At 71.4% G+C, this 23,316-nt stretch carries 25 protein-coding genes and 1 pseudogene; 12 read left to right on the forward strand and 14 right to left on the reverse strand.

All coding sequences use genetic code 11. From position 1 onward, the window contains the following. The first annotated feature begins 77 nt into the window (after nt 1–77). Nucleotides 78–1,025, forward strand: a complete 948-nt coding sequence (locus G3I78_RS21005; RefSeq protein WP_164426799.1) for an endonuclease/exonuclease/phosphatase family protein — start codon at nt 78–80, stop codon at nt 1,023–1,025. A gap of 3 nt (nt 1,026–1,028) precedes the next feature. Here G3I78_RS21005 and G3I78_RS21010 read toward each other — a convergent pair whose 3' ends face one another. Together G3I78_RS21010 and G3I78_RS21015 are read right to left on the reverse strand one after the other, a co-directional pair. Beyond that, complete coding sequence (locus G3I78_RS21010; RefSeq protein ID WP_343243811.1) at nt 1,029–2,975, reverse strand: FUSC family protein; 1,947 nt, start codon at nt 2,973–2,975, stop codon at nt 1,029–1,031. A gap of 151 nt (nt 2,976–3,126) precedes the next feature. Beyond that, on the reverse strand, nt 3,127–3,885 hold the full coding sequence (locus tag G3I78_RS21015) for a nucleotidyltransferase domain-containing protein (RefSeq protein ID WP_164426803.1): 759 nt from the start codon (nt 3,883–3,885) through the stop codon (nt 3,127–3,129). 114 nt (nt 3,886–3,999) lie between these two features. On the opposite strand from G3I78_RS21015, the gene G3I78_RS21020 reads away from it, so the two are divergent. From G3I78_RS21020 to G3I78_RS21035, 4 genes are all read left to right on the forward strand, one after another. After that, complete coding sequence (locus G3I78_RS21020; protein WP_239157940.1) at nt 4,000–4,605, forward strand: hypothetical protein; 606 nt, start codon at nt 4,000–4,002, stop codon at nt 4,603–4,605. Nucleotides 4,606–4,688: 83 nt separating this feature from the next. Continuing rightward, nucleotides 4,689–5,543, forward strand: coding sequence for a GNAT family N-acetyltransferase (locus G3I78_RS21025; RefSeq protein WP_164426805.1), 855 nt, complete (start codon nt 4,689–4,691; stop codon nt 5,541–5,543). Beyond that, complete coding sequence (locus G3I78_RS21030; protein WP_164426807.1) at nt 5,540–5,953, forward strand: RidA family protein; 414 nt, start codon at nt 5,540–5,542, stop codon at nt 5,951–5,953. Before G3I78_RS21025 ends, G3I78_RS21030 begins: the two co-directional genes overlap by 4 nt. A gap of 101 nt (nt 5,954–6,054) precedes the next feature. Further along, nucleotides 6,055–6,510 carry a GNAT family N-acetyltransferase gene (locus G3I78_RS21035; protein ID WP_164426809.1) on the forward strand — a complete coding sequence of 152 codons (456 nt, stop codon included), beginning with the start codon at nt 6,055–6,057 and terminating at the stop codon, nt 6,508–6,510. Nucleotides 6,511–6,557: 47 nt separating this feature from the next. On the opposite strand, the gene G3I78_RS21040 is transcribed toward G3I78_RS21035, so the two are convergent. Next, nucleotides 6,558–7,280: an aspartate/glutamate racemase family protein gene (locus G3I78_RS21040; RefSeq protein ID WP_164426811.1), complete on the reverse strand. Its 723-nt coding sequence runs from the start codon at nt 7,278–7,280 to the stop codon at nt 6,558–6,560. A gap of 5 nt (nt 7,281–7,285) precedes the next feature. Next, nucleotides 7,286–8,764 (reverse strand): NCS1 family nucleobase:cation symporter-1, encoded by a 1,479-nt coding sequence (locus G3I78_RS21045; protein ID WP_164426813.1) that lies wholly within the window; start codon nt 8,762–8,764, stop codon nt 7,286–7,288. Nucleotides 8,765–9,038: 274 nt separating this feature from the next. Between G3I78_RS21045 and G3I78_RS21050 the strand changes: the two are divergent. After that, a pseudogene (locus tag G3I78_RS21050) lies at nt 9,039–9,445 on the forward strand (pyridoxamine 5'-phosphate oxidase family protein). Nucleotides 9,446–9,474: 29 nt separating this feature from the next. On the opposite strand, the gene G3I78_RS21055 reads toward G3I78_RS21050, so the two are convergent. Both G3I78_RS21055 and G3I78_RS21060 read right to left on the reverse strand, forming a co-directional pair. Next, a complete protein-coding gene (locus tag G3I78_RS21055) occupies nt 9,475–10,548 on the reverse strand; it encodes an endonuclease/exonuclease/phosphatase family protein (protein WP_164426815.1) in 1,074 nt (357 codons plus the stop codon). Between the two features lie 23 nt (nt 10,549–10,571). Beyond that, complete coding sequence (locus G3I78_RS21060) at nt 10,572–11,258, reverse strand: M15 family metallopeptidase (RefSeq protein WP_203615237.1); 687 nt, start codon at nt 11,256–11,258, stop codon at nt 10,572–10,574. Nucleotides 11,259–11,345: 87 nt separating this feature from the next. Between G3I78_RS21060 and G3I78_RS21065 the strand changes: the two genes are divergently transcribed. From G3I78_RS21065 to G3I78_RS21075, 3 genes are all read left to right on the forward strand, one after another. After that, nucleotides 11,346–12,041, forward strand: a complete 696-nt coding sequence (locus G3I78_RS21065; protein WP_164426817.1) for a response regulator transcription factor — start codon at nt 11,346–11,348, stop codon at nt 12,039–12,041. Then, the gene (locus G3I78_RS21070; RefSeq protein WP_164426819.1) at nt 12,034–13,113 is read left to right on the forward strand and encodes a HAMP domain-containing sensor histidine kinase; all 1,080 of its coding nucleotides are present in this window, start codon (nt 12,034–12,036) and stop codon (nt 13,111–13,113) included. Before G3I78_RS21065 ends, G3I78_RS21070 begins: the two co-directional genes overlap by 8 nt. 78 nt (nt 13,114–13,191) lie before the next feature. After that, the gene (locus G3I78_RS21075; RefSeq protein ID WP_164426821.1) at nt 13,192–13,860 is read left to right on the forward strand and encodes a GntR family transcriptional regulator; all 669 of its coding nucleotides are present in this window, start codon (nt 13,192–13,194) and stop codon (nt 13,858–13,860) included. 126 nt (nt 13,861–13,986) lie between these two features. Here the strand turns inward: G3I78_RS21075 and G3I78_RS21080 are convergent, their stop codons facing one another. After that, the gene (locus G3I78_RS21080) at nt 13,987–14,691 is read right to left on the reverse strand and encodes a uracil-DNA glycosylase (protein ID WP_164426823.1); all 705 of its coding nucleotides are present in this window, start codon (nt 14,689–14,691) and stop codon (nt 13,987–13,989) included. A gap of 139 nt (nt 14,692–14,830) precedes the next feature. Here G3I78_RS21080 and G3I78_RS21085 point away from each other — a divergent pair, with 139 nt between their 5' ends. After that, nucleotides 14,831–15,463 (forward strand): RNA-binding S4 domain-containing protein, encoded by a 633-nt coding sequence (locus G3I78_RS21085; protein ID WP_164426825.1) that lies wholly within the window; start codon nt 14,831–14,833, stop codon nt 15,461–15,463. Between the two features lie 233 nt (nt 15,464–15,696). Here the strand turns inward: G3I78_RS21085 and G3I78_RS21090 are convergent, their stop codons facing one another. The 3 genes from G3I78_RS21090 to G3I78_RS21100 form a co-directional block, all read right to left on the reverse strand. Further along, nucleotides 15,697–16,152, reverse strand: a complete 456-nt coding sequence (locus tag G3I78_RS21090; protein WP_203615238.1) for a DoxX family protein — start codon at nt 16,150–16,152, stop codon at nt 15,697–15,699. Nucleotides 16,153–16,244: 92 nt separating this feature from the next. Beyond that, the gene (locus G3I78_RS21095; protein ID WP_164426829.1) at nt 16,245–16,934 is read right to left on the reverse strand and encodes a class I SAM-dependent methyltransferase; all 690 of its coding nucleotides are present in this window, start codon (nt 16,932–16,934) and stop codon (nt 16,245–16,247) included. A 62-nt stretch (nt 16,935–16,996) separates the two neighbouring features. Further along, nucleotides 16,997–17,893 carry an acyltransferase domain-containing protein gene (locus G3I78_RS21100; protein WP_164426831.1) on the reverse strand — a complete coding sequence of 299 codons (897 nt, stop codon included), beginning with the start codon at nt 17,891–17,893 and terminating at the stop codon, nt 16,997–16,999. 74 nt (nt 17,894–17,967) lie between these two features. Here G3I78_RS21100 and G3I78_RS21105 point away from each other — a divergent pair, with 74 nt between their 5' ends. Then, entirely contained in the window at nt 17,968–18,252 is a 285-nt protein-coding gene (locus G3I78_RS21105) for a DUF6343 family protein (protein ID WP_164426833.1), read from the forward strand. Nucleotides 18,253–18,297: 45 nt separating this feature from the next. On the opposite strand, the gene G3I78_RS21110 is transcribed toward G3I78_RS21105, so the two are convergent. The 4 genes from G3I78_RS21110 to rpsA form a co-directional block, all read right to left on the reverse strand. Further along, the gene (locus G3I78_RS21110) at nt 18,298–18,678 is read right to left on the reverse strand and encodes a tetratricopeptide repeat protein (RefSeq protein WP_164426835.1); all 381 of its coding nucleotides are present in this window, start codon (nt 18,676–18,678) and stop codon (nt 18,298–18,300) included. A gap of 50 nt (nt 18,679–18,728) precedes the next feature. Continuing rightward, the gene (coaE, locus tag G3I78_RS21115) at nt 18,729–19,346 is read right to left on the reverse strand and encodes a dephospho-CoA kinase (RefSeq protein WP_164426837.1); all 618 of its coding nucleotides are present in this window, start codon (nt 19,344–19,346) and stop codon (nt 18,729–18,731) included. A gap of 58 nt (nt 19,347–19,404) precedes the next feature. Further along, the gene (locus tag G3I78_RS21120) at nt 19,405–20,343 is read right to left on the reverse strand and encodes a PAC2 family protein (protein ID WP_164426839.1); all 939 of its coding nucleotides are present in this window, start codon (nt 20,341–20,343) and stop codon (nt 19,405–19,407) included. A gap of 258 nt (nt 20,344–20,601) precedes the next feature. After that, nucleotides 20,602–22,104 carry a 30S ribosomal protein S1 gene (gene rpsA, locus G3I78_RS21125; RefSeq protein ID WP_164426841.1) on the reverse strand — a complete coding sequence of 501 codons (1,503 nt, stop codon included), beginning with the start codon at nt 22,102–22,104 and terminating at the stop codon, nt 20,602–20,604. Nucleotides 22,105–22,418: 314 nt separating this feature from the next. On the opposite strand from rpsA, the gene G3I78_RS21130 reads away from it, so the two are divergent. Next, complete coding sequence (locus G3I78_RS21130) at nt 22,419–23,309, forward strand: class I SAM-dependent methyltransferase (protein WP_343243815.1); 891 nt, start codon at nt 22,419–22,421, stop codon at nt 23,307–23,309. Nucleotides 23,310–23,316: the final 7 nt, after the last annotated feature.

The following is a 23,316-nucleotide window of genomic DNA, read 5'->3' on the forward strand; positions in this document are numbered from 1 at the left end:
ACCCTGGCCCCACAGCGGAACCCGGCCGGGACCACACGCCCGGCATCGCGAAGACCGGCTTCTGAAGGGAGCCCGGCATGCTCCTCGGCACCTGGAACCTGGAGAACCTCTACCGTCCCGGTGGCCCGTTCGGCCCCAGGGACAAGGCCGCCTACGAGGCGAAGCTCGCCGCCCTCGCCGCCACGATCACCGAGCTGGACCCGACGCTGCTGGCCTTGCAGGAGGTCGGTGAGCCCGAGGCGCTGCGGGACCTGGTCGACCTGCTGGGCAGCGGCTGGATCATCGCGACCTCGCGGCACCCGGACAGCAGGGGGATACGGGTGGGCGTGATCGCCCGTACGCCGTTCGAGGTGCTGGCCGACACCACCGCGTTCCCGCCGAAGCTGCGCCCGGTCCAGGCGGACGACCAGGACGCCACGGCCGGGGCGTCGGGCCGGGGCTTCCTGGCGGTGGAGGCGGCGACCGAGCGCGGTCCGCTGCGGGTGGCGGTGGCCCACCTCAAGTCGAAGCTGCTGTCGTACCCGGGCGGCCGCTTCCAGCCGCGTGACGAGGGCGAACGGGCGCGCTTCGGGGCGTACGCGCTGTACCGCAGGACGGCGGAGGCGACGGCTCTGCGGGCCTTGGCCGACGAACTGCTGGACGGCGACGGCCGCGAGCGGGACGTGCTGGTGCTGGGCGACCTGAACGACGAGGTGCAGGCCGCGACCACCCAGATCCTGCTCGGCCCGCCCGGCTCCGAGATCGGCACCTCCGGCTACAAGATGCCCGACAAGGGCGACGCGTCCCGGCTGTGGGACACGGCCCCGCTGATCCCCGCCGAACGGCGCTTCTCCCGCGTCAACTCCGGCCGCCGCGAGCTGATCGACCACATCCTGTGCAGCCACCGCCTGGTGCACCGGGTGTCGGAGGCGGGCACGGGCCTGCCGGGCGGGGGCCCGCTGCGGCTGCCCTCGGTGGGCGCGGACCCGGCGACGCGACGGGACGCGGCGGGCTCGGACCACGCCCCGGTGTGGGTGCGCGCGTAACCCCTAACCGGCGAGGGGCAGTTCGGGCAGCCGTACGGCCACCCGCGCACGTCCCTCGCCCACTCGGTCGAGTTCACCGAGGAGTTCGGCGAGCCGCTCGACGTGCCCGCGGGTGAGCCGGCCCGAGTCGTCGAAGTGCACGGCACACGCGGTGGTCGTGTCGACGAGCCGTTCGAGCACCGCGACGACCTCGTCGGCACCCTCCGAGTGCCGGGCGAGCGCGGGCAGTTCGGCGGCGGCGAGCCCGATGGCGGCACGCGCTTCGGAGAGCGCGCGGTACGCCTCCCGGCGGAGGGTCCAGCGCACGGCACGGGCGTCTTCGGGACCGGCGTCACGCGGGGCGCCGGGGTCGCTCAAGGCGCGCCGAGTCGGCCGTACGACGGTCCCGGCCCCCGGCACCCCGTCCCGCCCGGTCTCCCGCAGCACATGCGCGAGGTAGGTCTCCGCCGCCCCGCCCGCCGCGGTCACCCGGGCCCGTACTCCCCCGCCCCGCTGCCCCGGCATCGGCAGGTGCCCCACGATGAGCACGATGGCGCAGGCGAGCAGGGTCTCGGTGATCCGGCTGGCGGAGGCCTGGGACTCGCCGCCGACCATGACGAGCGCCAGGACCAGCACGGTGACCACGGCGGTCTGCGCGGCGAAGTGCCGGGTGGCTACGGGGATCAGTGCCCCGCAGACGGCGACGAGCGCGACGAGCCCCTCGGGCCGCGGCAGCACCAGCGCGAACCCGGCGAAGACCAGCGCCCCCAGCACGGTCCCCGCCGCCCGGCACAGTACCCGGGACACCAGCGGCCCGAGGTCGGGCTTGACGAGGAAGACGGCGGTGGCGGGCAGCCAGTACCAGTGCTCGTGCTGTCCGTACCAGTGGGAGTGGTGCAGGGCCTGGGCGACGGCGGCGCTGGCCCCGAAGCAGAGGGCGACCCGCAGCCCGTACTCCCGCCCGCCGGCCCCGAACACGGACCGCAGCAGGTCCCGGAGGGTGAGCGGCCGTGTGTGCAGATCGCCGCCCCGCCCCCGGTCGAAGGCCTCGGCGGCCCGCAGCAGCGCGTCGTCGAGCGCCCGCAGCGCGGGGGCCGACCGGTGCGGCGCGGGCAGCGGCCCGGTGGGCGCGTTCTCCCGTACGGCGACGGCGAGCCGCCGGGGTCCCACCGAGGCCCGTCCGGGTACGGCTTCTCCCGCCCAGGCGAGCGCGGTGGCGGCCTCGGCGAGGGGCAGCGCGGCGGCGTACCGCGCGTGCAGCCGCCGTTCGGCGCCGGAGCTGGCGTACCGCCGCAGCCGGGGCCCGGTGAGTGCGTCCTGCGCGTGGTCGAGCGCGGCGGTGAGCGCGACGCGCCGGTCGGTGGCGTGCTCGGTGCCGACGGCGTCCAGCAGCGCGGCGACGGCGTCGTACACCCCGGCGACGGCCTCCCGCTCCCCGTCGAACCGGAAGTCCCCGGCGATGGCGCCCGGCGTGGGCAGCACGAGCCGCAGCCCGAGCAGCCAGCAGGCCCCGCCGAGATAGCCGAGGGCGCGCACCCACCCCTCCTCCGGCAGGGGCATCCCGGCCCCGATCGCGGAGGCGACGAGCAGCTGTGTACCGGCCCCGGACGCGACGGGCCCGACCGCGCTCACGCCTCCGGCGACCAGTCCGACGAGGGTGAGCAGCAAGGTCAGCACGACGGCCCCCAGCCGCTCCCCCGCGAGGGTCCCGAGGAGCATCCCGGCCGCCCCCGCGAGCGCCGGCACCCCGATCCGCGTGACGGAGACCCGCCGGCTCCCCGGGCGGTCGTTGATCCCGGCGAGCATCGCGGCGACGGCGGCCACGACCCCGAGCGAGGTCCGGCCGACGAGCACGGCGGCGAGCAGCAGGGGCCCGGCGGACAACGCCCCTCGCACGACCGCGCTCCACGGGATCGGCCCCCGCTGAGCGCGGAGGGCGTGGGCGAGCCAGGGCGGCAGGGCGAGTGACACGGGGTTCCTGTCGTCGGAGGGAGGCGGGGGTGTGCCTACGGGCGACGGCGGCCGGGCGGTGGACTGTGCTGTCCACGGTAGATCGCGTTCCTGGACGCTCAGGGCCGCTTGTGTTACTCGCATGTGACGATGCCTGCAAATGCCACGTTCTTTATGAACGCAACTCGTCGAAGAGCTCTCGTGCTCGCGTGACCGCGCGGACGGCGGACTCGGGTTCCGGGGTCAACGACGCGACGATCCCGTCGACTTCGCGCAGCCCGGCCCGCTCCAGCAACCGCTTCTCGTTCGTCACCCACTCCCCCCGCGCCGCCAGCACCGAGTGCCCCATCTGGACGGCGGCCGTGGCGACGGCGCCTGCGGTCTGGGTGAGGCGGCCGGCCTGGGCGTGGTTGGCCTCGGCGTAGGCGAGGGTGAGGTGGGCGGTGTCGCGCCAGCGGGTGGCGGCGGCGGTGCGGAGCCGGTGCGGGTAGGCCGCCGGGCGGGGCAGGTCGCCCCTCAGGACCTGGTTGATCGCGAGTTCGGCGACGATCAGGTACGTGGGGATCCCGGCGAGATGGAACATCAGCGGCTCCACCCGGAACCGCCCCTCCTCCGCCTCCGCCAACTCCCGTTCCACCACGTCGAGATCGCGGTAGTGGATGTCGAGCCGACGCCCGTCGACCGTGAGCCACGCACCGCCGTTGAAGACACCGCCGCCCCACGCGCCGACCTCGGAGACCTCGCCGTCCCAGCCGATCGCGCGAAGGCCGGCGGGGTCGAAGGTGCCCCGGTAGTAGATCGCGAGGTCCCAGTCGCTGTCGGGGCGTGCGGTGCCCTGGGCGCGGGAGCCGCCGAGGGCCACCGCCCGGACCGAGGGGAGGCCGGCCAGGCGGTCGGCGACCGTGTCGAGGAAGTCGAGGGAGGTGGACATGGCCCCAGCGTACGAAGGCTCGTGGCCGGGCGGGGCCGAGTCCTCGGCCGTTGTCAGTGCCGCGCGTTATCAATGAAGTCGTCACTCAGCGTAATGACGACGCGGGAACCATTGATGACGACGCACGAGAACACACCACGCACCCATCTGTCCGCGGCCGGGCTGCGCATCCGGGGCTGGACTCCCGGGATGATCCGCCGGCTGCTCGGTGAGCCCGACCTCCGGCGGGACAACCCCTATTTCCGTACGGCCCCGCAGACCCGTCTCTACAGCGTCGAGCGGGTCGAGGCGGCCGAGCGGAGCGAGGAGTTCAGGGCCGCGTCGGCGGTGGCCGCCCGGCGGTCCGCCGCGGTGAAGGAGGCGGCGCTGCGCAGGCGGCGGGAGGTGCTCGCACGGATCGCGGCCGAGCCGATCGACGTGCCGGTGCTGGCGCCGGAGCGGCTGACGGGGCTGGCCGTCGAGCATCGGGAGCGTCGGGGCGAGTCGCCGGGGCCGTCGCTCGGCCTGGGCGACCTCGACCACTGCGCGCTCGACCACTGGAAGGTCGAGTACCTCCGTCACCGCCTGGCCCGCTACGACGACCTCCTCGACGAGTTGTCCGGCCGCACCGGACGCGCCGCCGCCGAGCTGCTGCTGCGCCGCCGGATCTACGCGGCCATCGCCCGGACGTACCCGGACCTTGCACAGGAGTGCGAACGCCGGTCGGGTGAGCAGGAGTGAGGTCCGTCGCCGGGATGACATGGCCGGACGGGGCCCGGGCAAACGGCGTCGACCTGGGGTTTCCGTCCCTAGGCTCCGGGCGCATGAAGGACGATCAGGTCGCCCGCGTGCACCAACGCCTCGCCGCCCGCCCCGAGTTGCGCCGCGTGGGCCTCGGCGAGCGCAGACGGTTCGGGCTCTGGGAACTGGCCTCGCTCGCCGAGGCCGCCTTCGGCGAGTGCGTCGACCCGGACTCGCTCACCGGAGCAGGCGAGAAGCGGTGGCGGCTGCGGCTGGGCCCGGCACTGCGGCTGGGAGCGCACCGGCAAGACGACTCCCGGGTCCGGTACTGGATCCGCTCACCGGAGGGCGGACGGGACGGCGAGCCCCTCGGAACCGTCGCCGTCGGCACCTGGCTGCCGTACGGCGTGGGCGCACTGCACGTGACCTCGCTCTACGTCCACCCCGTCGCCCGCCGACGCGGACTCGCCTCGGCCGTGCTGGACCTGGTGTACGACGCCTGCCGCGCCGAGGGCCTGCACGGCTTCCGGCTCGGCACCCAGGGGACCTGGCGGGAGACCGTCCGCCACCACCTCCGGCGCGGGCTGTGGGTCACGTCCTGGAGGGAGTCGCCGGGGTTCGCCCGGCTGTCGTATCTGCCCCGGTACGAGGTCGAGGAGAGCGGGGAGGGGGAGTTGGCGTTGCTGGTCGCCGGTGCCGGGGGTCGGCTGGTGCCGGTCCTCTTCGCCGGGCGCGCGGGCGGGCGGCTATGTCTGCGGGAGAGCGCGGAGTACCGGCGGACACCGGACCGGATCGACGCCGTCCGGCTGTACGCCCGCCCCACCCTGGTGCTCCATCTCGCCGTGCGCGAAGGGCCGTCGGGAAATTCGGATGCGGTCCCGTCCCTCACCCCGGATGATCGAAAAGCTGTCCGCCGTCCGCCCCAGGAGCCCACGTGATCCAGCGCGTCACCGTCCCGGCGCTCTTCCCGCCGCCCACCTACTCCCATGCCTCCGTCGTCGAGGCGGGCACGAAGCTCGCGTTCCTCGCCGGGTCCGTGCCGCTGGACGCCGAGGGGAATCTCGTCGGCGAGGGGGACCCCGCGCGCCAGGCCGAGCAGGTGATCGCGAACCTGCGCGAGCAACTGCGCGCCGTCGGCAGCGACCTGGAGCACGTCCTGGCCACCGATGTGCACGTGGTGAGCAGTGATCCCGCGGTGCTGTCCACCGTGTGGGAGGTCGTGGAGGCGTCCGGGCTGAGCGACGGTCCGCACTCGTCGACGCTGATCGGGGTCGCCTGCCTCGGGTACAGAGGACAGCTGGTGGAGATCACGGCAACGGCGGTCGTCCCCGCGGAGGCGTCGCGATGAGCGCGGTCGCCGCCCGTCAGCAGGTGTCGCGATGAGCACGGTCGCCGCCCCTCAGCAGGTGTCGCGATGAGCACGGTCGCCGCCCCTCAGCAGGTGTCGCGGTGAATGCGACAGTCGTCCGCCGGGCCACCGCCGCCGACGCGCTCGCCGCGGCCGACCTGTATCTGCGGTCCTTCGCCGCCGCGTTGCCGACGGTCGTGCGGCCCCGGTCCGACGACGAGGTGCGCGCCTACCTCCGGGACATCGTCGTACCCCTGCGGGAGACCTGGGTCGCCGAGGTCCGGGAGACCGGCGCGATCGTCGGGCTGATGGTCCTCGCCGACGATCTGCTCTCGCAGCTGTATCTCGACCCCGACTGGCGGGGGCGCGGTCTCGGGGACCGGTTCGTCGCGCTCGCCAAGGAGCGCAGTCCGGGCGGGCTGAGCCTGTGGACCTTCCAGGTCAACGGTCCGGCCCAGCGCTTCTACGAGCGTCACGGCTTCGTCGAGGCAGAGCGCACCGACGGCAGCGGCAACGAGGAACGGGAGCCTGACGTGCGCTACGTCTGGCTCCCGTGAGGGGGCTCCCATGAGGTGGCTCCCATGAGGCGTGCCGCCCGGTCCGGTCAGTCCCCGGCCGGCGGTCCCCACACCCGTCGCTTCGGCACCGGCTTGGCATAGGTGCCCACCCGGCTGGTGTTGAGGCCCAGTTCCACCAGGGACTCGGCGAGCTTCACCGCCGCGCCCACTCCGTCGACGACGGGGAGGCCCAGCTTCTCCCCCACCGTCCGCTGGAGCCCGGTCATCCCGGCGCAGCCCAGCACCAGGACCTCGGCGCCGGCTTCCCTGACCCGTTCGGCTGCGGCGAGGAAGGCGGTCTCGGTGCGCTCCTCGTCGCCGAGGTCGAGGACACCGAGCCCGGTGCCGGTCACGGCGACGCAGTTGCGGCCCACCCCGGCCAGCTCCAGGCTGTCCTCGATCTGCCCGCAGGACCGCTCCAGCGTGGTGACGACGCCGTAGCGCCGGCCGAGCAGACAGGCCAGATGGGCGGCGGCCTCGGTGATGTCGACGACCGGTACGTCCACCAGCTCCCGGACGCCCTCCCGTCCGTGCTCACCGAAACCGGCCATGACGACCGCGTCGTAGGAAGGACCCTCGTACGTGCGCAGCAGGTCGATGACCGCCGCCGCGGAGAGGTAGCTGTCCAGCCAGCCCTCCGCGGACTCGGGGCCCCAGCTGGGTGTGAGCCCGAGGACGGTGGTGCCCGGGCCTGCGGCGGCCCGGGCACCTCGTACGATCTCCTCGGTCATCTCCTGCGTGGTGTTGCAGTTGGTGACGACGATCCGCACGTTTCTCAGACCTCCAGAGGCTTCTCGGTGGCACCGGCGGTGTCGGCCGCCCGGTCGTTCCGGTTCAGCAGCATGTACAGGCCGGCCGCGAGGGCCGTACCGATGAACCAGGAGTACGGGGCCACGTCGCTGAACGTCTTGACCAGGGCGAGGACGCCCGCGACGCCCGCCGCCGGGAGGAACGCCCACAGGGCCTTGGGGTTGACGCCCTTGCGGTAGTAGTAGCGCGAGCCGGGCTCGGCCTTGAAGAGCTCGTCGACGTTCACGCGGCCCTTCTTGACCCAGTAGTAGTCGAGCATGATCACGCCAAACAGCGGGCCGAGGAAGGCGCCGAGGCCGCCGAGGAAGTAGTTGACGACCGTGGGGTTGGAGAAGAGGTTCCACGGGGTCACGACCAGGGCCGCCACCGTGCTGATCATGCCGCCGATCTTGAAGGTGATCTTCTGCGGCCAGACGTTGGCGAGGTCGTACGCCGGTGAGACGAAGTTGGCGACGATGTTGACGCCCATGGTGGCGATGGCGAAGGTGAGCGCGCCCAGCACCATGACCCAGGTGTTGCCGACCTTGGCGACCAGTTCGGCCGGGTCGGTGATGGCCTGGCCCCAGACCTCAAGGGAGCCCGCGGTGACGATCACGGAGACGACCACGAAGGCCGTGGAGTTGATCGGCAGGCCCCAGAAGTTGCCGCGGCGGACGGTCTTGTAGTCCGGCGCGAAGCGGCTGAAGTCGCAGAAGTTGAGCATCAGGGTGCCGTAGGTGGCGAGGATCAGGCCGATCGCGCCGAACCACTGCCGCCACTGCTCGCCGACCGAGACCGGGTGCGGGGTGGTGGTGAGCGAGATGCTCCAGCCGGCCTTGGCCAGCACCCAGAGCGCCAGTGCGATCATGACCAGCCAGATCGCCGGGCCGCAGAAGTCCTGGAACTTGCGGACCGACTCCATGCCCTGGCTGATGATCAGCGCCTGGATGAGCCAGAGGGAGAGGAAGGAGACCCAGCCGAGCGCGTCGAGGCCGAGGAAGGAGCTGTGCGTCCAGGACTCCAGGCCCGGCCAGGCGGCCAGCAGCATCACGTTGACCGCGACGGAGGCGAGGTAGGTCTGGATGCCGTACCACATGATGGCGATCACGGCCCGGATGAGGGCCGGGATGTTGGCGCCCCACACGCCGAAGCTGATGCGGCTGATCACGGGGAACGGTACGCCGTGGCGCTGGCCGATCTTCCCCATCCAGTTCATGCCGATGTAGATCAGGACGAAGCCGACGAGCAGGGAGGTGAAGACCTGCCAGACGTTCATGCCGAGGACCAGCAGACCGGCCGCGAAGGTGTAGTTGCCCAGGTTGTGGACGTCGGACATCCACATGGCGAAGAGGTCGAAGACCTTCCAGTTCCGCTTGCCGGCGGGGGCCAGGTCTTCGTTGGTGAGCCGGGGATCGGGGACGAACGCTGGTGTGCCGGTGGCTTCGGCACGGTCGGCGAGGGACACAGGGCCTCCAAGGACGGGGGACAGGAGGAAGGCGGCCGCCTGGCATCCGGTTTTGGTATACCAAACTGCCGACATGGTCCTCCCGTCAAGAGTTCTGACCGATGTCGCGTTCGTTAAGGCTTCGTAAACTTGCCGCACTCCTCTGACCTGGGGTTATAGCAGCTGAGGGGGGCTTGACCTGGGAGGACGGGGTTCGCGGTCGGTCGGGGGCCGTGGCTGCCGTATCCGTCCAACTTGCCTGCGGTTATGCGGAGTTGAGGCCGATGGGTTCGTCCTGGGTGACCTCGGTCCGCCGCGTTCGAATGTCGACGCCGACGCCTTCCTCGCCGAACCGCTCACCGCGCGGCTGGCCACCACCGGACCCACAGTGCGCCCTGTCTGGTTCCTGTGGGAAGAGGGGGCCTTCTGGATCTTGACGGGGCCGTGGGCCAGGCTCTTCGAGCAGGTGCGGGCCGATCCGCATGTCAGGTCATCGCCCGGGGCCGCGCGGAACTCGTGCCGTTCGACGTACCGCGCGGTCGACGCAAGCTCGCGCGCTATCTCGGCCCGGACGAGGAGCTGTGGGACGAGCGTTTCACCCACTACCTGCACGACGATCCGGGCGAGCGCGGCACGACCTGGCTGCGGCTCGTCCCGGAGTCACTCGTGGCGAACGACCTGAGCTACGCCGTACGGCCCTGAGCAGGTGCTCTTGCTTCAGAACTCCCCCCTCACGACCAGCTGATCCCCGCCGCCACCGGTAGATGGTCGCTGCCCGTGGCCGGCAGTACCCACGAACTCTCCGGTGTCACCCCTCGGACCAGGATCTGGTCGATCCGTGCCACCGGGAACTTCGCCGGCCAGCTGAAGCCGAAGCCGTCGCCGGCCTCCTCCTGGGCGGAGTGGAGGCGCGAGGTGAGGCCGGCCAAGGCGCGGTCGTCCATCGTGCCGTTCAGGTCGCCGAGCAGCACGAGCCGCTTGTTCGGCTCGGCGGCGACGGCCTCGGCCAGCGCGTTCGCGTTGCGGTCCCGGCTGTCGGTCCAGAACCCGGTCCTGGGCAGCACGCGCACCGAGCCCAGATGGGCCACGTACACCGCGAGCGGCCCCCGATCCGTCGCCACCGTGGCCCGCAGCGCCCGGTTGTAGCCCAGCTTGGTGTCCTCCGGCTTGGTCGCCGCCAGGGGCCCGTAGTCCATCTCGGTGTCGACCGGCCGGACGTCCGACAGCGGCAGCTTGCTCCACAGCCCGACCGTGCCCTGCACCGAGTGGTACGGGTACGCCTTCGCCAGCCCCTTCTCGTACGTGCCCCGCGCCTGCGGGGTCAGCTCCTCCAGGGCCAGCACGTCCGCACCATCGGCGACCAGGTCACGCGCGGTGCCGGCCGGGTCGGGGTTGTCGGCACCGACGTTGTGGCTCACCAGGGTCAGCTCGCCGCCCGCGTGGGACTTGTCGCCGAGCAGCCCGCCGAAGAGGTTCAGCCACACCAGCACCGGCACCCGCAGCGCGACCACCGCGGAGGCGGAACGGCGCCACAGCGCACCGGCCAGCAGCACCGGGACGAGGAGACCGAACCACGGCAGCGCCGTCTCCACCAGGCTGCCGAGGCCACCGACGTTCGGGATCTCCGCGTGCAGCCCCATGAGCAGCCCGAGCAGCACCGCGAGCCCGGCGAGCACGAGGCCGCGTCTCCAGGGTGCCGGCCGGGAGCCCAGGCGGATCGCGCGGCGCAGGATGCCCTCGTCCCGTACCTGTCCGCCGGTGTCCTGGTCCACAGTGCCGTGCTCCACCGTGTCCACGCCTGTCATGGTCCGTCCTCGCTCACTGTCGGTCACTGCTGCATCCTCGGGTCCTGCGTGGGATCGGCGTACATCGGCGGACAGCCGTGCCCGGTCGCCGCGGGACGCAGTTCGTAGTGCCAGGGTTCGTTGCGGTAGATCTGGCAGAGCCCGTACGCGGCGCCGTGCTCGGACAGCCAGGCCGTCGCGTCGGAGGGCCCGATGTCGACCGCGTCCCCCGACACGTGCGGGGACGTCCGCGCGGTGGCCACCCAGCGCGCGGCCTCCTCCTCGGACCCGTACTCGGCGACCGCCTCGCGAAGGAGCCGGTTCTGGTACGCCGGGGAACGCCAGCCGCTGTTGACGCCGAACCCGACGCCGTCGTGCGCGGCCTCCGTCGCCGCCCGGCGCAGGGCTTGGAGCAGCTCCGGATCGAGCTTGGCCACGGCCGGGACATCGCCGTCGAACACCGTCACACCGTCGGGCACGGCTCCATCGGCCTCACGGGCCCCGCCGGCCTGACCGGCCTCACCTGCGCCACCGGCCTGCACGGGCGCGCCAGGTCGCTCGACACGGAACGTGTTCAGACGCGCGGCGTCCGATCCCGAGCCGGAGGACGACGATGACGCCGGGGCCGACGACTCCCCGGCCCCCTGCCGGACAAGGACCACGGTCATCACGCCTACGACGGCCAGCAGCCCGACGACGAGTAACAGCACCGATCGTGAGGTTCGAGTCATGCCGCCAGTCAAGGCAACCCCGTGTTGCCGACACGTATGCGGATTTCGATACGCCGACGATATGCGCCGACTCGTAGCATCCAGACCATGCGTGTGCTGATTGTCGAGGACGAGCCCTTTCTGGCCGAGGCCATCCGCGACGGCCTGCGCCTGGAGGCGATCGCGGCGGACCTCGCGGGGGACGGCGACACCGCGCTGGAAATGCTGAGTGTCAACGCGTACGACATCGCGGTCCTCGACCGGGACATCCCCGGACCGTCCGGCGACGAGATCGCCAAACGCATCGTCGCCTCCGGCACCGGTATGCCGATCCTCATGCTCACCGCGGCCGACCGCATCGACGACAAGGCCTCCGGCTTCGAACTCGGTGCCGACGACTACCTCACGAAACCGTTCGAACTCCAGGAACTCGCGCTCAGGCTCCGCGCCCTCGACCGCCGACGCGCCCACAGCAGGCCGCCGGTGCGGGAGATCGCCGGGCTGCGCGTCGACCCGTTCCGCCGAGAGGTCTACCGGGACGGCCGCTACGTCGCGCTGACCAGGAAGCAGTTCGCCGTGCTGGAGGTCCTCGCCGCCGCCGAGGGCGGGGTCGTCAGCGCCGAGGCCCTGCTGGAACGCGCGTGGGACGAGAACGCCGACCCGTTCACCAACGCCGTGCGCATCACCGTCTCGGCACTGCGCAAGCGGCTCGGCGAACCGTGGATCATCGCCACCGTGCCCGGCGTCGGCTACCGCATCGACACCCAGCCGGAGGCCGGGCCCGACGGAGCAGACCGTGGATAGGCCGCCCGGGTTGAGCGTCCGCCTCAAACTCACCCTCAGCTACGCCGGGTTCGTCATGGTGGCCGGTGTCATGCTGCTCGCCGCCGGGTGGTTGTTCCTGAACCGGGTGACCCATGTCGGGCTCATCCTGGTGCCCAACTACCGGCTCGCCGTCGCACGCGCCTTCGCGCCGACCGCGGCCGGCGCGCTGGCGTTCCTGCTGGTGTTCGGTCTCGCGGGCGGGTGGTTCCTCGCCGGCCGGATGCTCGCGCCCCTGACCCGCATCACGGACGCCACCCGCACCGCCGCCAACGGTTCGCTCAGCCACCGGATCCGGCTGCCGGGCCACAAGGACGAGTTCCGCGAACTCGCCGACGCCTTCGACACAATGCTCGACCGGCTCGAAGCGCATGTCGCCGAACAACGCAGATTCGCGGCCAACGCCTCGCACGAACTGCGCACCCCGCTGGCGATCTCTAAATCACTTCTCGAAGTGGCCCGCACCGATCCGAATCGCGACACCGGCGAACTCATCGAACGCCTCCACACCGTGAACACCCGGGCGATCGACCTCACCGAGGCGCTGCTCCTGGTAAGCCGTGCCGAACAGCGGTCGTTCAGCCGGGAACACGTCGATCTGTCCCTCATGGCGGAAGAGGCGACGGAAACCCTGCTCCCCCTCGCGGAAAAGCACGAAATCACCATCGAGACCTCAGGAGAAATCACTCCCACCGTCGGATCGCAACCTCTTCTGCTGCAACTGACCATGAATCTCGTGCACAACGCGATCGTCCACAACCTGCCCGGAAAAGGCACCGTGTGGGTCCATACGAGCCTCCACCGGAAAACCGTGAGAATCACCGTCGAGAACACCGGAGAAAAACTCACCCCACGGCTCATCTCGACCCTCACCGAACCGTTCCAGCGCGGCACCGAACGCCTGCACACCGACCACGCGGGCGTGGGTCTCGGCCTGGCCATCGTCAAGACCATCACCCACGCCCACGACGGCACCCTCACCCTCGCCCCGCGCCCCTCCGGCGGGCTCCGCATCACGGCCGAGCTGCCCCGCGATCTCTCTCCAAGCACCTGACCTGCACAGACGCGATCCCGGGAGATCGGGCGTCCCAACGCTTCGTAAAACACCACCGGAGTCGGCGAAGATGGCTCCATGAGCTCCACGACGAACATCGAGCCCCTCGGCGCCGTCCGCGAACGCGTCCTGGCCACCCTGCGGCAGGAGATCATCGCGGGCGGGCTGCGCCCGGGCGACCGGCTGGTCGAGCGGGAGCTGGCCGACCGCTTCGGGGTCTCCCGGGTACCGGTCCGCGAGGCGATCCGCGCACTGGTCGCCGAGGGCTTCGTCCACTTCGAGACGCCCCGCCGGACAGTCGTACGGCGCCTGACCCCGAACGACGTCAAGGAACTCTTCGAACTGCGCGAGGCCCTGGAGGTGTACGCCGCCGGCCTGGCCGCGGCCCGTGCCACCCCGCAGGACCTGGCCGAGGTCGAACGGCTCCTGGACCTCGCGGCGACCGCCACCGAGGCGGGTGACGCGGAGACGATCACGGACGTCAACAGCCGTCTGCACGACAGCATCGTGTCCATGGCCCGCAACAGCCTGCTGGTCGAGGCCCTGGAACCGGTCGCCGGCCGGCTGCGCTGGATGACCCGCAGGAACGAGGAGTGGCCCCAACTCCTCGTCGAACACCGCGACTTGTACGAGGCCATCGCCTCCGGCGACCCGGACCGGGCCCGCGCACACGCCCTGGCACACGTGCGGACCAACTACGAGTCGACGGTACGTCAGTTGTTCGGCGACACCGCCGAGATGCTTTGAACCCTGGGGTTCTGAAGGGCGCTGCGGCGCGCGCACTTGCCGGTCCCCGACGCCGAGTTCAGCAGGGGCGCGCCGCGCCCACGGCATGCACCCGGACCCCGGCGCGCCCTCTTCCGCCGTACCCCCTCATCCCGTACGGCCGTCCCGGCGCAGCCCCGCAGCCTCCGCCGCCGTGGCCAGCACCTCCCGGATCATCGCGGGCGTGAGCTTGCCGGTGAAGGTGTTGCGCTGGCTGACGTGGAAGCAGCCGAAGAGCTCCAGCCCGCCCAGCGACACCCGCGCCCCGTGCCCGAAGACCGGCCGCGGGCGGGGCACGCTCCAGCCGGCCTCCGCGAACGCGGGCAGCGCCGCCTGCCAGCCGAAGGCACCCAGCACGACGACGGACCGCAACGTCGGCCGCAGCAGCTCCAGTTCCCGGACCAACCAGGGCCGACACGTGTCCCGCTCCCCCGGCGTCGGCTTGTTGGCGGGCGGCGCGCAGTGCACCGGCGAGGTGATCCGCACGCCGTACAGCTCCAGCCCGTCGTCCATGCTCTCGGCGGTCGGCTGCGAGGCGAGCCCCACGTCGTACAGCGCCTGGTACAGCACATCCCCGGAACGGTCACCGGTGAACATCCGCCCCGTACGGTTCCCGCCGTGCGCGGCCGGCGCCAGCCCGACGATCAGCATCCCCGCGTCCGACGGCCCGAACCCCGGCACCGGCCGCCCCCAGTACGACCAGTCGGCGAACGCGGCCCGCTTGGTCCGCGCCACCTCCTCCCGCCACTCCACCAGCCGGGGACAGGCCCGGCAGCCGGAGATCCGGTGGTCCAGATCGGCGAGGGGGTTCATGGATCCACGGTACGGGCTCGTGGCGGGGTGGGGCGCATGAGGCCGGGGCCTCACGCGAGCGGGCTCGAAGACGGGCAGGCGCGGGCTCCGCTGGAAAAGCCGTCCAGGGTGCGGGGCCTCGGGTACTAAGGTCGGTCGCATGGCTGTGGAGCGTGCGGGTGACAACAAGACGGGTGGGGTGGACCGGGTCGGCAGGACGGCCGACGGTCCCGGGACCGAGGCCCCCGACCCGGACCGCCTCGCGGCCGCCCCCGACGCCCCCGGCACCCCGGAAAACCCGGAGGACCCGCAGGTCGCCGCTGCCGTAGCCGCCGCGGAGGCGGCCGTGCCGCAGGACGGGCAGTCCGTGCGGACCGACAGCTGGATCTGGTCCGTGCGGCTGGTCAAGACCCGCTCCGCGGGAGCCACGGCCTGCCGGGGCGGGCATGTGCAGGTGAACGGTGACCGGGTGAAGCCCGCCCACTCCCTGCGCGTCGGCGACGAGGTCCGTGTCCGGCAGGAGGGCCGGGAACGGGTCGTGATCGTCAAGCGCCTCATCCGCAAGCGGGTCGGCGCGCCCGTGGCCGCCCAGTGCTACGTCGACAACTCTCCCCCTCCGCCGCCCCGCGAGGCCGTCGCCCCCGCCGGCATCCGAGACCGCGGCGCCGGCCGTCCCACCAAGCGGGACCGCCGCGAACTGGAGCGCCTGCGCGGCCTCAAGGAGGCCAACCGCAACGGCCGCTTCAGCGGACCGAGCGGGCCGACCGGGACCGGGGGTCCGTCGGGGGTTTGAGCGGGTCTGCCGGATCGGAGTGACCCGGCGGACCCGACTCCCGACAAGGCAAAAAGCGCGGGCACCCGAGCAAGCCCCTCAGCCGAAGCGGACCACTCGAACCACTCCCACCACCCGGACAATCCGGACAACCACTCCCGAACAGAACACCCGTCAGCCACCACGGTGAAACCGGCCCCCTCCCCGAAGGGCAGAGCACCGGCCTCACCGCAGCCGCCGCGCGGCCGTCCCGCTCATGACCGTCGTCGCACCACCCGCAGCAGATCCGAGTTGTGCCCCCGTCGGGCCCAGGCGATCAGGGCGAGCGGGATGATCAGGATGAGCGGAGTCGCCGCGTTCTCCCCGTCGAAGTAGGTGAGCTGGACGACGAACGCGCCGACCATCAGCCCGCTCAGCGCCACGGCCGCCACCGACTGGAGCACCGGGATCAACAGGGCGACCCCACCGGCGAGTTCGAGCACGCCGATGATGTACATCCCCGTGCTCCCCCAGCCCATCCTGTCGAAGCCCTCCACGGCCGAGGGGTGCGCGATCAGCTTGGGAAGCGCGCTCGCGACCACGTAGAAGAGCGCGAGGACGACCTGAAGGGCGCGCAGGGCGATCCGGGCCCGGCGTCCGCGCGCCGTGCTGGACTCGGCGATGACCGGGGAAGCGGCGGTGCGGGCGGCGGGGACGGTGGTCTCGGACATGAGGGTCTCCTGTGGGAAGCGGTCCGTGTTGCTGTCGAAGAGGTAGACCCGCACCCGGTCCCGAACTCATCGCCGCGCCACGGCCGATTTCCTCAGACGGCCACCGCCCGCACCCATATCCGGTCCTCCGTCAGATACCGGTCCACTCTCAACCCCGCCTCCCCCAGCGCCTCCTCGAACTGCCCGGTCGTCAACAGCCTGGCCCGGAAGGTCTGAGTCCAGGTCGCGTCCGGGAAGTCGTACTCGACATGCACCGAGTTCACGCCCTCCGCCACCGGTTCCGAGGACACGATCCGCACGGTGAACCCACTGGGGTCGACCCGCTCGCGCGGCACGTCGGCGTGGTAGTCCTCACCCTCGCGCTGGATCAGCACGCAACCGCCCACCGCCACATGCCGGGCACAGGCGCGCAGCATCCCGCGCCGCACCTCCGGGTCCGCGTTGTGCACGAGGAACGACGCGAGCAGCACCACGTCGAAGGTCTCACCGAGATCGAGTTCCTCGATGGGCCCGCGGATCGTGCGCGCGCCCCGGACGCGCTCGAGCATCTCCGCGGACTCGTCCACCGCGGTGACCGCGAACCCCCGCTCCAGCAGCGGATGGGTCATGCGCCCCACCCCGCACCCCAGCTCCAGGATGCGCGCCCCCGCCGGCACCGCACCGGCGACGACATCCGGCTCCGCCCCCACCGGCAGCCGCGAGTACAGCTCGACCGCGCACCCGTCCGGAGTGATCGCCCCCGGCCCCGTCCCCTGGTGTCCCGCTCGCATCCTCAGTTCCATGCCGGTCCAACGGCCCGCACCCGCACGGCCGTTCCCCTGTCGCACACATTCACCCGTCCGAGCTACAGCGGAAACCACCCGTGCCCGATGTACCAATGCCCGCCGTCCCGCAGATGATCCCCGACGGCCCGCTCCAGGACCGTCCGCCGGGGCAGCCCCGCCACCGGCAGCTCCGGGTCGCCGAACACGAACTGCACCGGCTCGCTGTCCGCGGGCTCCGCGTCCTCGGGGGCCAACCGGAACCGCTCCTGGAAGCGGACGATGTGGGAGCCCCCGGGCAGATAGCGCTTCAACTGCGGGTCGAGCAGCCAGGAATGGCACAGCGCGGCCCGGTGCTCTTCCGTGAAGTGCCGGGCGAAGAACGCCTCGGCCAGGGCGAGCGAGCGGTCGCAGGCGGCCGGGGACAGCGGGCCGAGGAAGTCGGGGATGTGGAGGCTCAGACAGGGCGTGCCGGGGGTGAGGTCGAGTCCGGCCGCCACGAGGCTGCGCCGGTGCCAGGGTCCGTACAGCGTGCGCTCGAACTGGAGCCGCCCCAGCTGGTACAGCTCGCCCCGGAAGTGATGGGTCAGCCACCGCGGGGACTGCACGCCCGCCCTGCCGTACCGTCTGCGGTGCACGGCCATGTTCCGCCCGAGGTCGGCGAGGGTGCGCCGGGAGACGTCGGCCGGGATGCCGCGCTCCCGGTGGAAGGCGCGCGTCCAGGGCAGCGCCGCGACGAACACGTAGACGGGGAAGCAGCGTTGGAGGGCGCCGGCCGGCCAGTCCAGCTCGGGCAGGTCGACCGGGTCGCCGAGTTCCCCGATGTCCCGGACCAGTTCCGCGACGGAGTGCTCCAGGAACCGCCGCAGCTCCGGGTCGTCCATGACCCGCCGGCCGATGCGCACGAGTTCGTTGACGTCCTCGTGCGGTACGGCCAGTTCCACCAGCACCTCGGCCAGCTCGTCGGCGTCCGGAAGCACGCGGTGCCCTCCTGTTCGACCCTTTGGTGCCCGTCGTTCCGAAGAGTACGTTGCAAGCAGGAGGAGTGATCCCGATGCGTACGGGCAGTGAGCCGTCGACCGCGCGCAGTGCGCTGCGGGCGCGGTTCTGGCTGAGTGTGTGGGGCGTGGTCTGGGCGATCTTCGGCACGGCCGCGTTCGCGCTGGCGGGACGGCCCTGGTGGGCCCTCGCCTGCGGGGTGCTGTGGCTGGTGGTCACCGCCGACCTGACGGTGGTCCTCCGGCACATCCGCCAGGGCCCGCACTACCAGCCGGGCCCCGGCATCCCGCCGTACCGCCCGCCGGAGAACGGCCCCGGCCGGCCACCGGCGAAGCCCTGAGGGCGTCACGACGCCGACAGAGCCCCCGCCGGGCCGCGACACGGCTCAGGAGTCGAACCGCGCGGCCTTCACGAACTCCGGCTTCGGATCCAGCGCCGCCGCCAGCCGGAAGTGGCGTCTGGCCTGGTCGGGCCGCCCCTGCCGCTCGTAGGTGCGGGCGAGCGCGAAGTGAGCGAAGGCGTTGTCCGGCTCACGCTCCAGGACGACGGTAAACTCCAGCTCGGCGGGCCGCAGTTGCGCGGCGGCGAAGAAGGCACGCGCGCGCAGCAGCCGGGCCGCGGTGTTCTCCGGGTGGGCTGCGATGACCTGGTCGAGCAGTTTCACCGCGCCGCGCGGGTCCCGCGCGGCGAGCAGTTGCTCGGCGGCGCGGAAATCGATGACATGCGTCTCCGGAGTACGTCCGGTCGAACCGCTGGTCTCGGGCACGGCAAAGTCCTTCCCTCACTGGAAGGGTTCAACGCCCGGACAGGCGCACGCTATTCCTGGGACGCCTGTGACCCGCGGGTCCGCCGCTCCAGATCGGCCCACACATCCGCCACGCGCTGCCGCAGCTCGTCCAGGGGTACGTCGTTGTCGATCACGACGTCCGCGATCTCCAGCCGCTTCTCGCGCGCCGCCTGCGCGGCCATACGCGCGCGTGCGTCCTGCTCGGTCATGCCGCGCAGCCGGACGAGACGGTCGAGCTGGGTCTCGGGGCTCGCGTCGACGACGATCACGAGGTCGTACAGCGGGGCGAGGGAGTTCTCCGCGAGGAGCGGGACGTCGTGCACGACGACGGCGTCCGGGGCGGCGGCGGACTCCAGCTCGCGGGACCGGGCGCCCACCAGCGGATGCACGATCGAGTTGAGTACGGCGAGCCGGTCCGGGTCGGCGAAGACGATCGAGCCCAGCTTGGGCCGGTCGAGGCCGCCGTCCTCGGCGAGCACGTCCTCGCCGAAGGCTTCCACGACCGCGGCGAGGCCGGGCGTCCCCGGTGCGACGACCTCGCGCGCGATACGGTCCGCGTCGATCAGGACAGCGCCCTGCTCCACGAGGAGCTTGGACACCTCACTCTTGCCGGCGCCGATACCGCCGGTCAGGCCCACCTTCAGCATGGGCCGAAGCTTAGGGCGCGCCGGTGCCGGCGCACCCCACCGGGCCACCTCACCGGGCTCAGTTGTCGCCTTCGCGCTCCGCGAGGAAACGCTCGAACTCCAGGCCGATCTCGTCCGCCGACGGGATGTCCACCGGCTCCGCGAGCATGTTGCCCCTGGTCTCCGACCCGGCCGCCGCGTCGTACTGGTGCTCAAGGCCCTGGACAAGGGCCACGAGATCCTCGTCGCCCTCCTGGACCTGGCGGTCGATCTCGGTCTGGGTGCGGTGCGCGTCGGTGCGCAGGGCGTGCGCGATACCGGGCAGGACCATGCCGGTGGCGGCCGTGATGGCCTCCAGGACGGTCAGGGCCGCGTCCGGGTACGGCGAGCGCGCGATGTAGTGCGGGACGTGCGCCGCGACGCCCAGGACGTCGTGACCGGCCTCCATGAGCCGGTACTCGACCAGGGCCTCGGCGCTGCCGGGCACCTGCGCCTCGTCGAAGGGGCTGCGGTGTCCTGGCACGAGGTCGTGCCGGTTGCCGTGCGGGGTGAGCCCGACGGGGCGGGTGTGCGGGACGCCCATGGGGATGCCGTGGAAGTTCACGGACAGCCGCACCCCGAGCCGCTCCACGATCTGCTGGACCGCCGCGGCGAAGCGCTCCCACTCCACGTCCGGCTCCGGCCCCGACAGCAGCAGGAAGGGCGCCCCGGTGGCGTCCTGCACGAGCCGCACCTCCAGCGTGGGCTCCTCGTACTCGGTCCACCGGTCGCGCTTGAATGTCAACAGCGGGCGGCGGGCCCGGTAGTCCACGAGCCGGTCGTGGTCGAAGCGGGCCACGACCTGGTGGGGCAGCGAGTCGAGCAGCCGGTCGACGATCTGGTCGCCGGTCTCGCCCGCGTCGATGTATCCGTCGAAGTGGTAGAGCATGACAAGACCGGCCGACTCCTGCGCGAGCGCCATGTCGACAACGGCGAGGCCCTTAGGCTCCCATGCGTACAAACCCTGCGGATCAAGCACAGTGACCGCTCCTCCTCGTGTTCATACGCTTCAACACGCCTTGAAACAGCGGCATTCCCACCCGGGCCCCTGATCAGCCCATCTCTTACGGCCTTTTCATGTCGGGGGTATGCAGAACGCGCCCGGTAGGGGCGCGGGGAACTGCGCGACAAGCCCCCACCGGCGGTCAGCCAAAACACAAGCCCGCACAGCACTGAAGGACCGCACCTCGAAAGGTACGGCCCTTCAGTTACCGGCTAAGCCTCAGCGAGCCAGCATTCAGCTCTGCCCACCGGCCAGCTTCTCACGCAGCGCGGCGAGCGCCTCGTCCGAAGCCAGCGCGCCGGAGGTGTCCGCACCCTCGGAGGAGTACGAACCGCCACCGCCACCCGCGGCCGGAGCCGCGCCCGCGGCGTCCCCGCCCTCGGCGGCGGCAGCCGCGTCGGCCTCACGGGACTTGATGACCTGGGCCTGGTGCTGCTCGAAGCGCGTCTGCGCCTCGGCGTACTGGTTCTCCCAGACCTCACGCTGCGACTCGAAGCCCTCGAGCCAGTCGTTGGTCTCGGGGTCGAAGCCCTCGGGGTAGATGTAGTTGCCCTGGTCGTCGTACGACGCGGCCATGCCGTACAGGGTCGGGTCGAACTCGACCGAGGCCGGGTCGGCACCGAAGGACTCGTTGGCCTGCTTCAGCGAGAGGCTGATGCGGCGGCGCTCGAGGTCGATGTCGATGACCTTGACGAAGATCTCGTCGTTGACCTGGACGACCTGCTCCGGGATCTCCACGTGGCGCTCGGCCAGCTCGGAGATGTGGACCAGACCCTCGATGCCCTCGTCCACGCGGACGAACGCACCGAACGGAACCAGCTTCGTGACCTTGCCGGGCACGACCTGGCCGATCTGGTGGGTCCGGGCGAACTGCTGCCACGGGTCTTCCTGCGTCGCCTTCAGCGACAGGGAGACACGCTCGCGGTCCATGTCGACGTCGAGGACCTCGACGGTGACTTCCTGGCCGACCTCGACAACCTCGGAGGGGTGGTCGATGTGCTTCCAGGAGAGCTCGGAGACGTGGACCAGACCGTCGACGCCACCCAGGTCCACGAAGGCACCGAAGTTGACGATCGAGGAGACGACGCCGGAACGGACCTGACCCTTCTGGAGGGTCGTGAGGAACGTCTGGCGGACCTCGGACTGGGTCTGCTCCAGCCAGGCACGGCGGGACAGGACCACGTTGTTGCGGTTCTTGTCCAGCTCGATGATCTTCGCCTCGAGCTCCTTGCCCACGTAGGGCTGGAGGTCGCGGACGCGGCGCATCTCGACCAGGGAGGCCGGGAGGAAGCCACGGAGGCCGATGTCGAGGATGAGACCACCCTTGACGACCTCGATGACGGTACCGGTGACGATGCCGTCCTCTTCCTTGATCTTCTCGATGGTGCCCCAGGCGCGCTCGTACTGGGCGCGCTTCTTCGAGAGGATCAGGCGGCCTTCCTTGTCCTCCTTCTGGAGAACAAGGGCTTCGATCTCGTCACCGACGGCGACGACCTCGTTGGGGTCGACGTCGTGCTTGATCGAGAGCTCGCGGCTCGGGATGACACCTTCGGTCTTGTAACCGATGTCGAGGAGAACCTCGTCCCGGTCAACCTTGACGATGACGCCGTCGACGATGTCGCCATCGTTGAAGTACTTGATCGTCTCGTCGATAGCGGCGAGGAAAGCTTCCTCGTTACCGATGTCGTTGACCGCAACCTGCGGGGTGGTGGCGGTGGTCTCGGTGCTGCTCGTCATGTGGGAAAGGGCTCCGGTACGGACATTGAAGTCGTAGGTACTGCTACGCCGGGAGCCCGTGTCGCTCTGAAGAAGCCGGACAGCCAAGGAAGCGCCACATTGGATGAATCCGGTGGCGCCTCGAAAACCGAGGGGACATACGACAGATGCGAGCGCAGCCTGCTACGTCTGAGGTGCGCAGGCCCGCAGCGCAACTTGTAGCATACGGGGGCAGCCGGACAGGGTCAATGCGCGAAGGCGCACACCCGGGGCGGATCGCCGCATACCCGGCACAAAACCTGTCTCACGAGGCCACGCGCGCGTGACAGCGCCCCATTTATGACGGCCGCCGTGGACGGGTTGGACGGAAGAGTACGACGAGGGAGCCGATCATCCAAGAGCCCGCATCACACCAGCAGGCGGCCGACCCGGACGCCGGGTCGGAGGCCACCCGGCGCGACGCCGACGTCACCGAGAGCGCCCGCGCCAACCGCGGCTGGTGGGACCGCAACGCGGACGAGTACCAGGTCGAGCACGGCACGTTCCTCGGCGACGACCGCTTCGTGTGGGGCCCCGAGGGTCTCGACGAGGTGGAGGCCGAACTGCTGGGCCCGCCCGAGGACCTCAAGGGCAGGGACGTCCTGGAGATCGGCGCAGGCGCGGCCCAGTGCGCGCGCTGGCTGCAGGCGCAGGGCGCCCGCCCGGTCGCCCTCGACATCTCCCACCGCCAGCTCCAGCACGCCCTGCGCATCGGTACGTCCTTCCCCCTGGTGTGCGCCGACGCGGGCGCGCTCCCCTTCGCGGACGGTTCCTTCGACCTGGCGTGCTCGGCGTACGGCGCCCTGCCGTTCGTCGCCGATCCGGTGCTGGTCCTCAAGGAGGTGCGCCGAGTCCTGCGCCCGGGCGGCCGGTTCGTCTTCTCGGTCACGCACCCGATCCGCTGGGCCTTCCCGGACGAGCCCGGCCCCGAGGGCCTGTCCGTCTCCTCCTCGTACTTCGACCGCACCCCGTACGTCGAGCAGGACGAGAACGGCGACGCGGTCTACGTAGAGCACCACCGCACGATCGGCGACCGGGTCCGCGACGTGGTCGCCGGCGGCTTCCGCCTCGTCGACCTGGTCGAACCGGAGTGGCCGGCCTGGAACACCTCGGAGTGGGGCGGCTGGTCCCCCCTGCGCGGCAACCTCATCCCGGGCTCGGCGATCTTCGTGTGCGAACGGGACTGACGTAAGC

Source organism: Streptomyces sp. SID13726 (assembly GCF_010548375.1).
Taxonomy (GTDB): domain Bacteria; phylum Actinomycetota; class Actinomycetes; order Streptomycetales; family Streptomycetaceae; genus Streptomyces.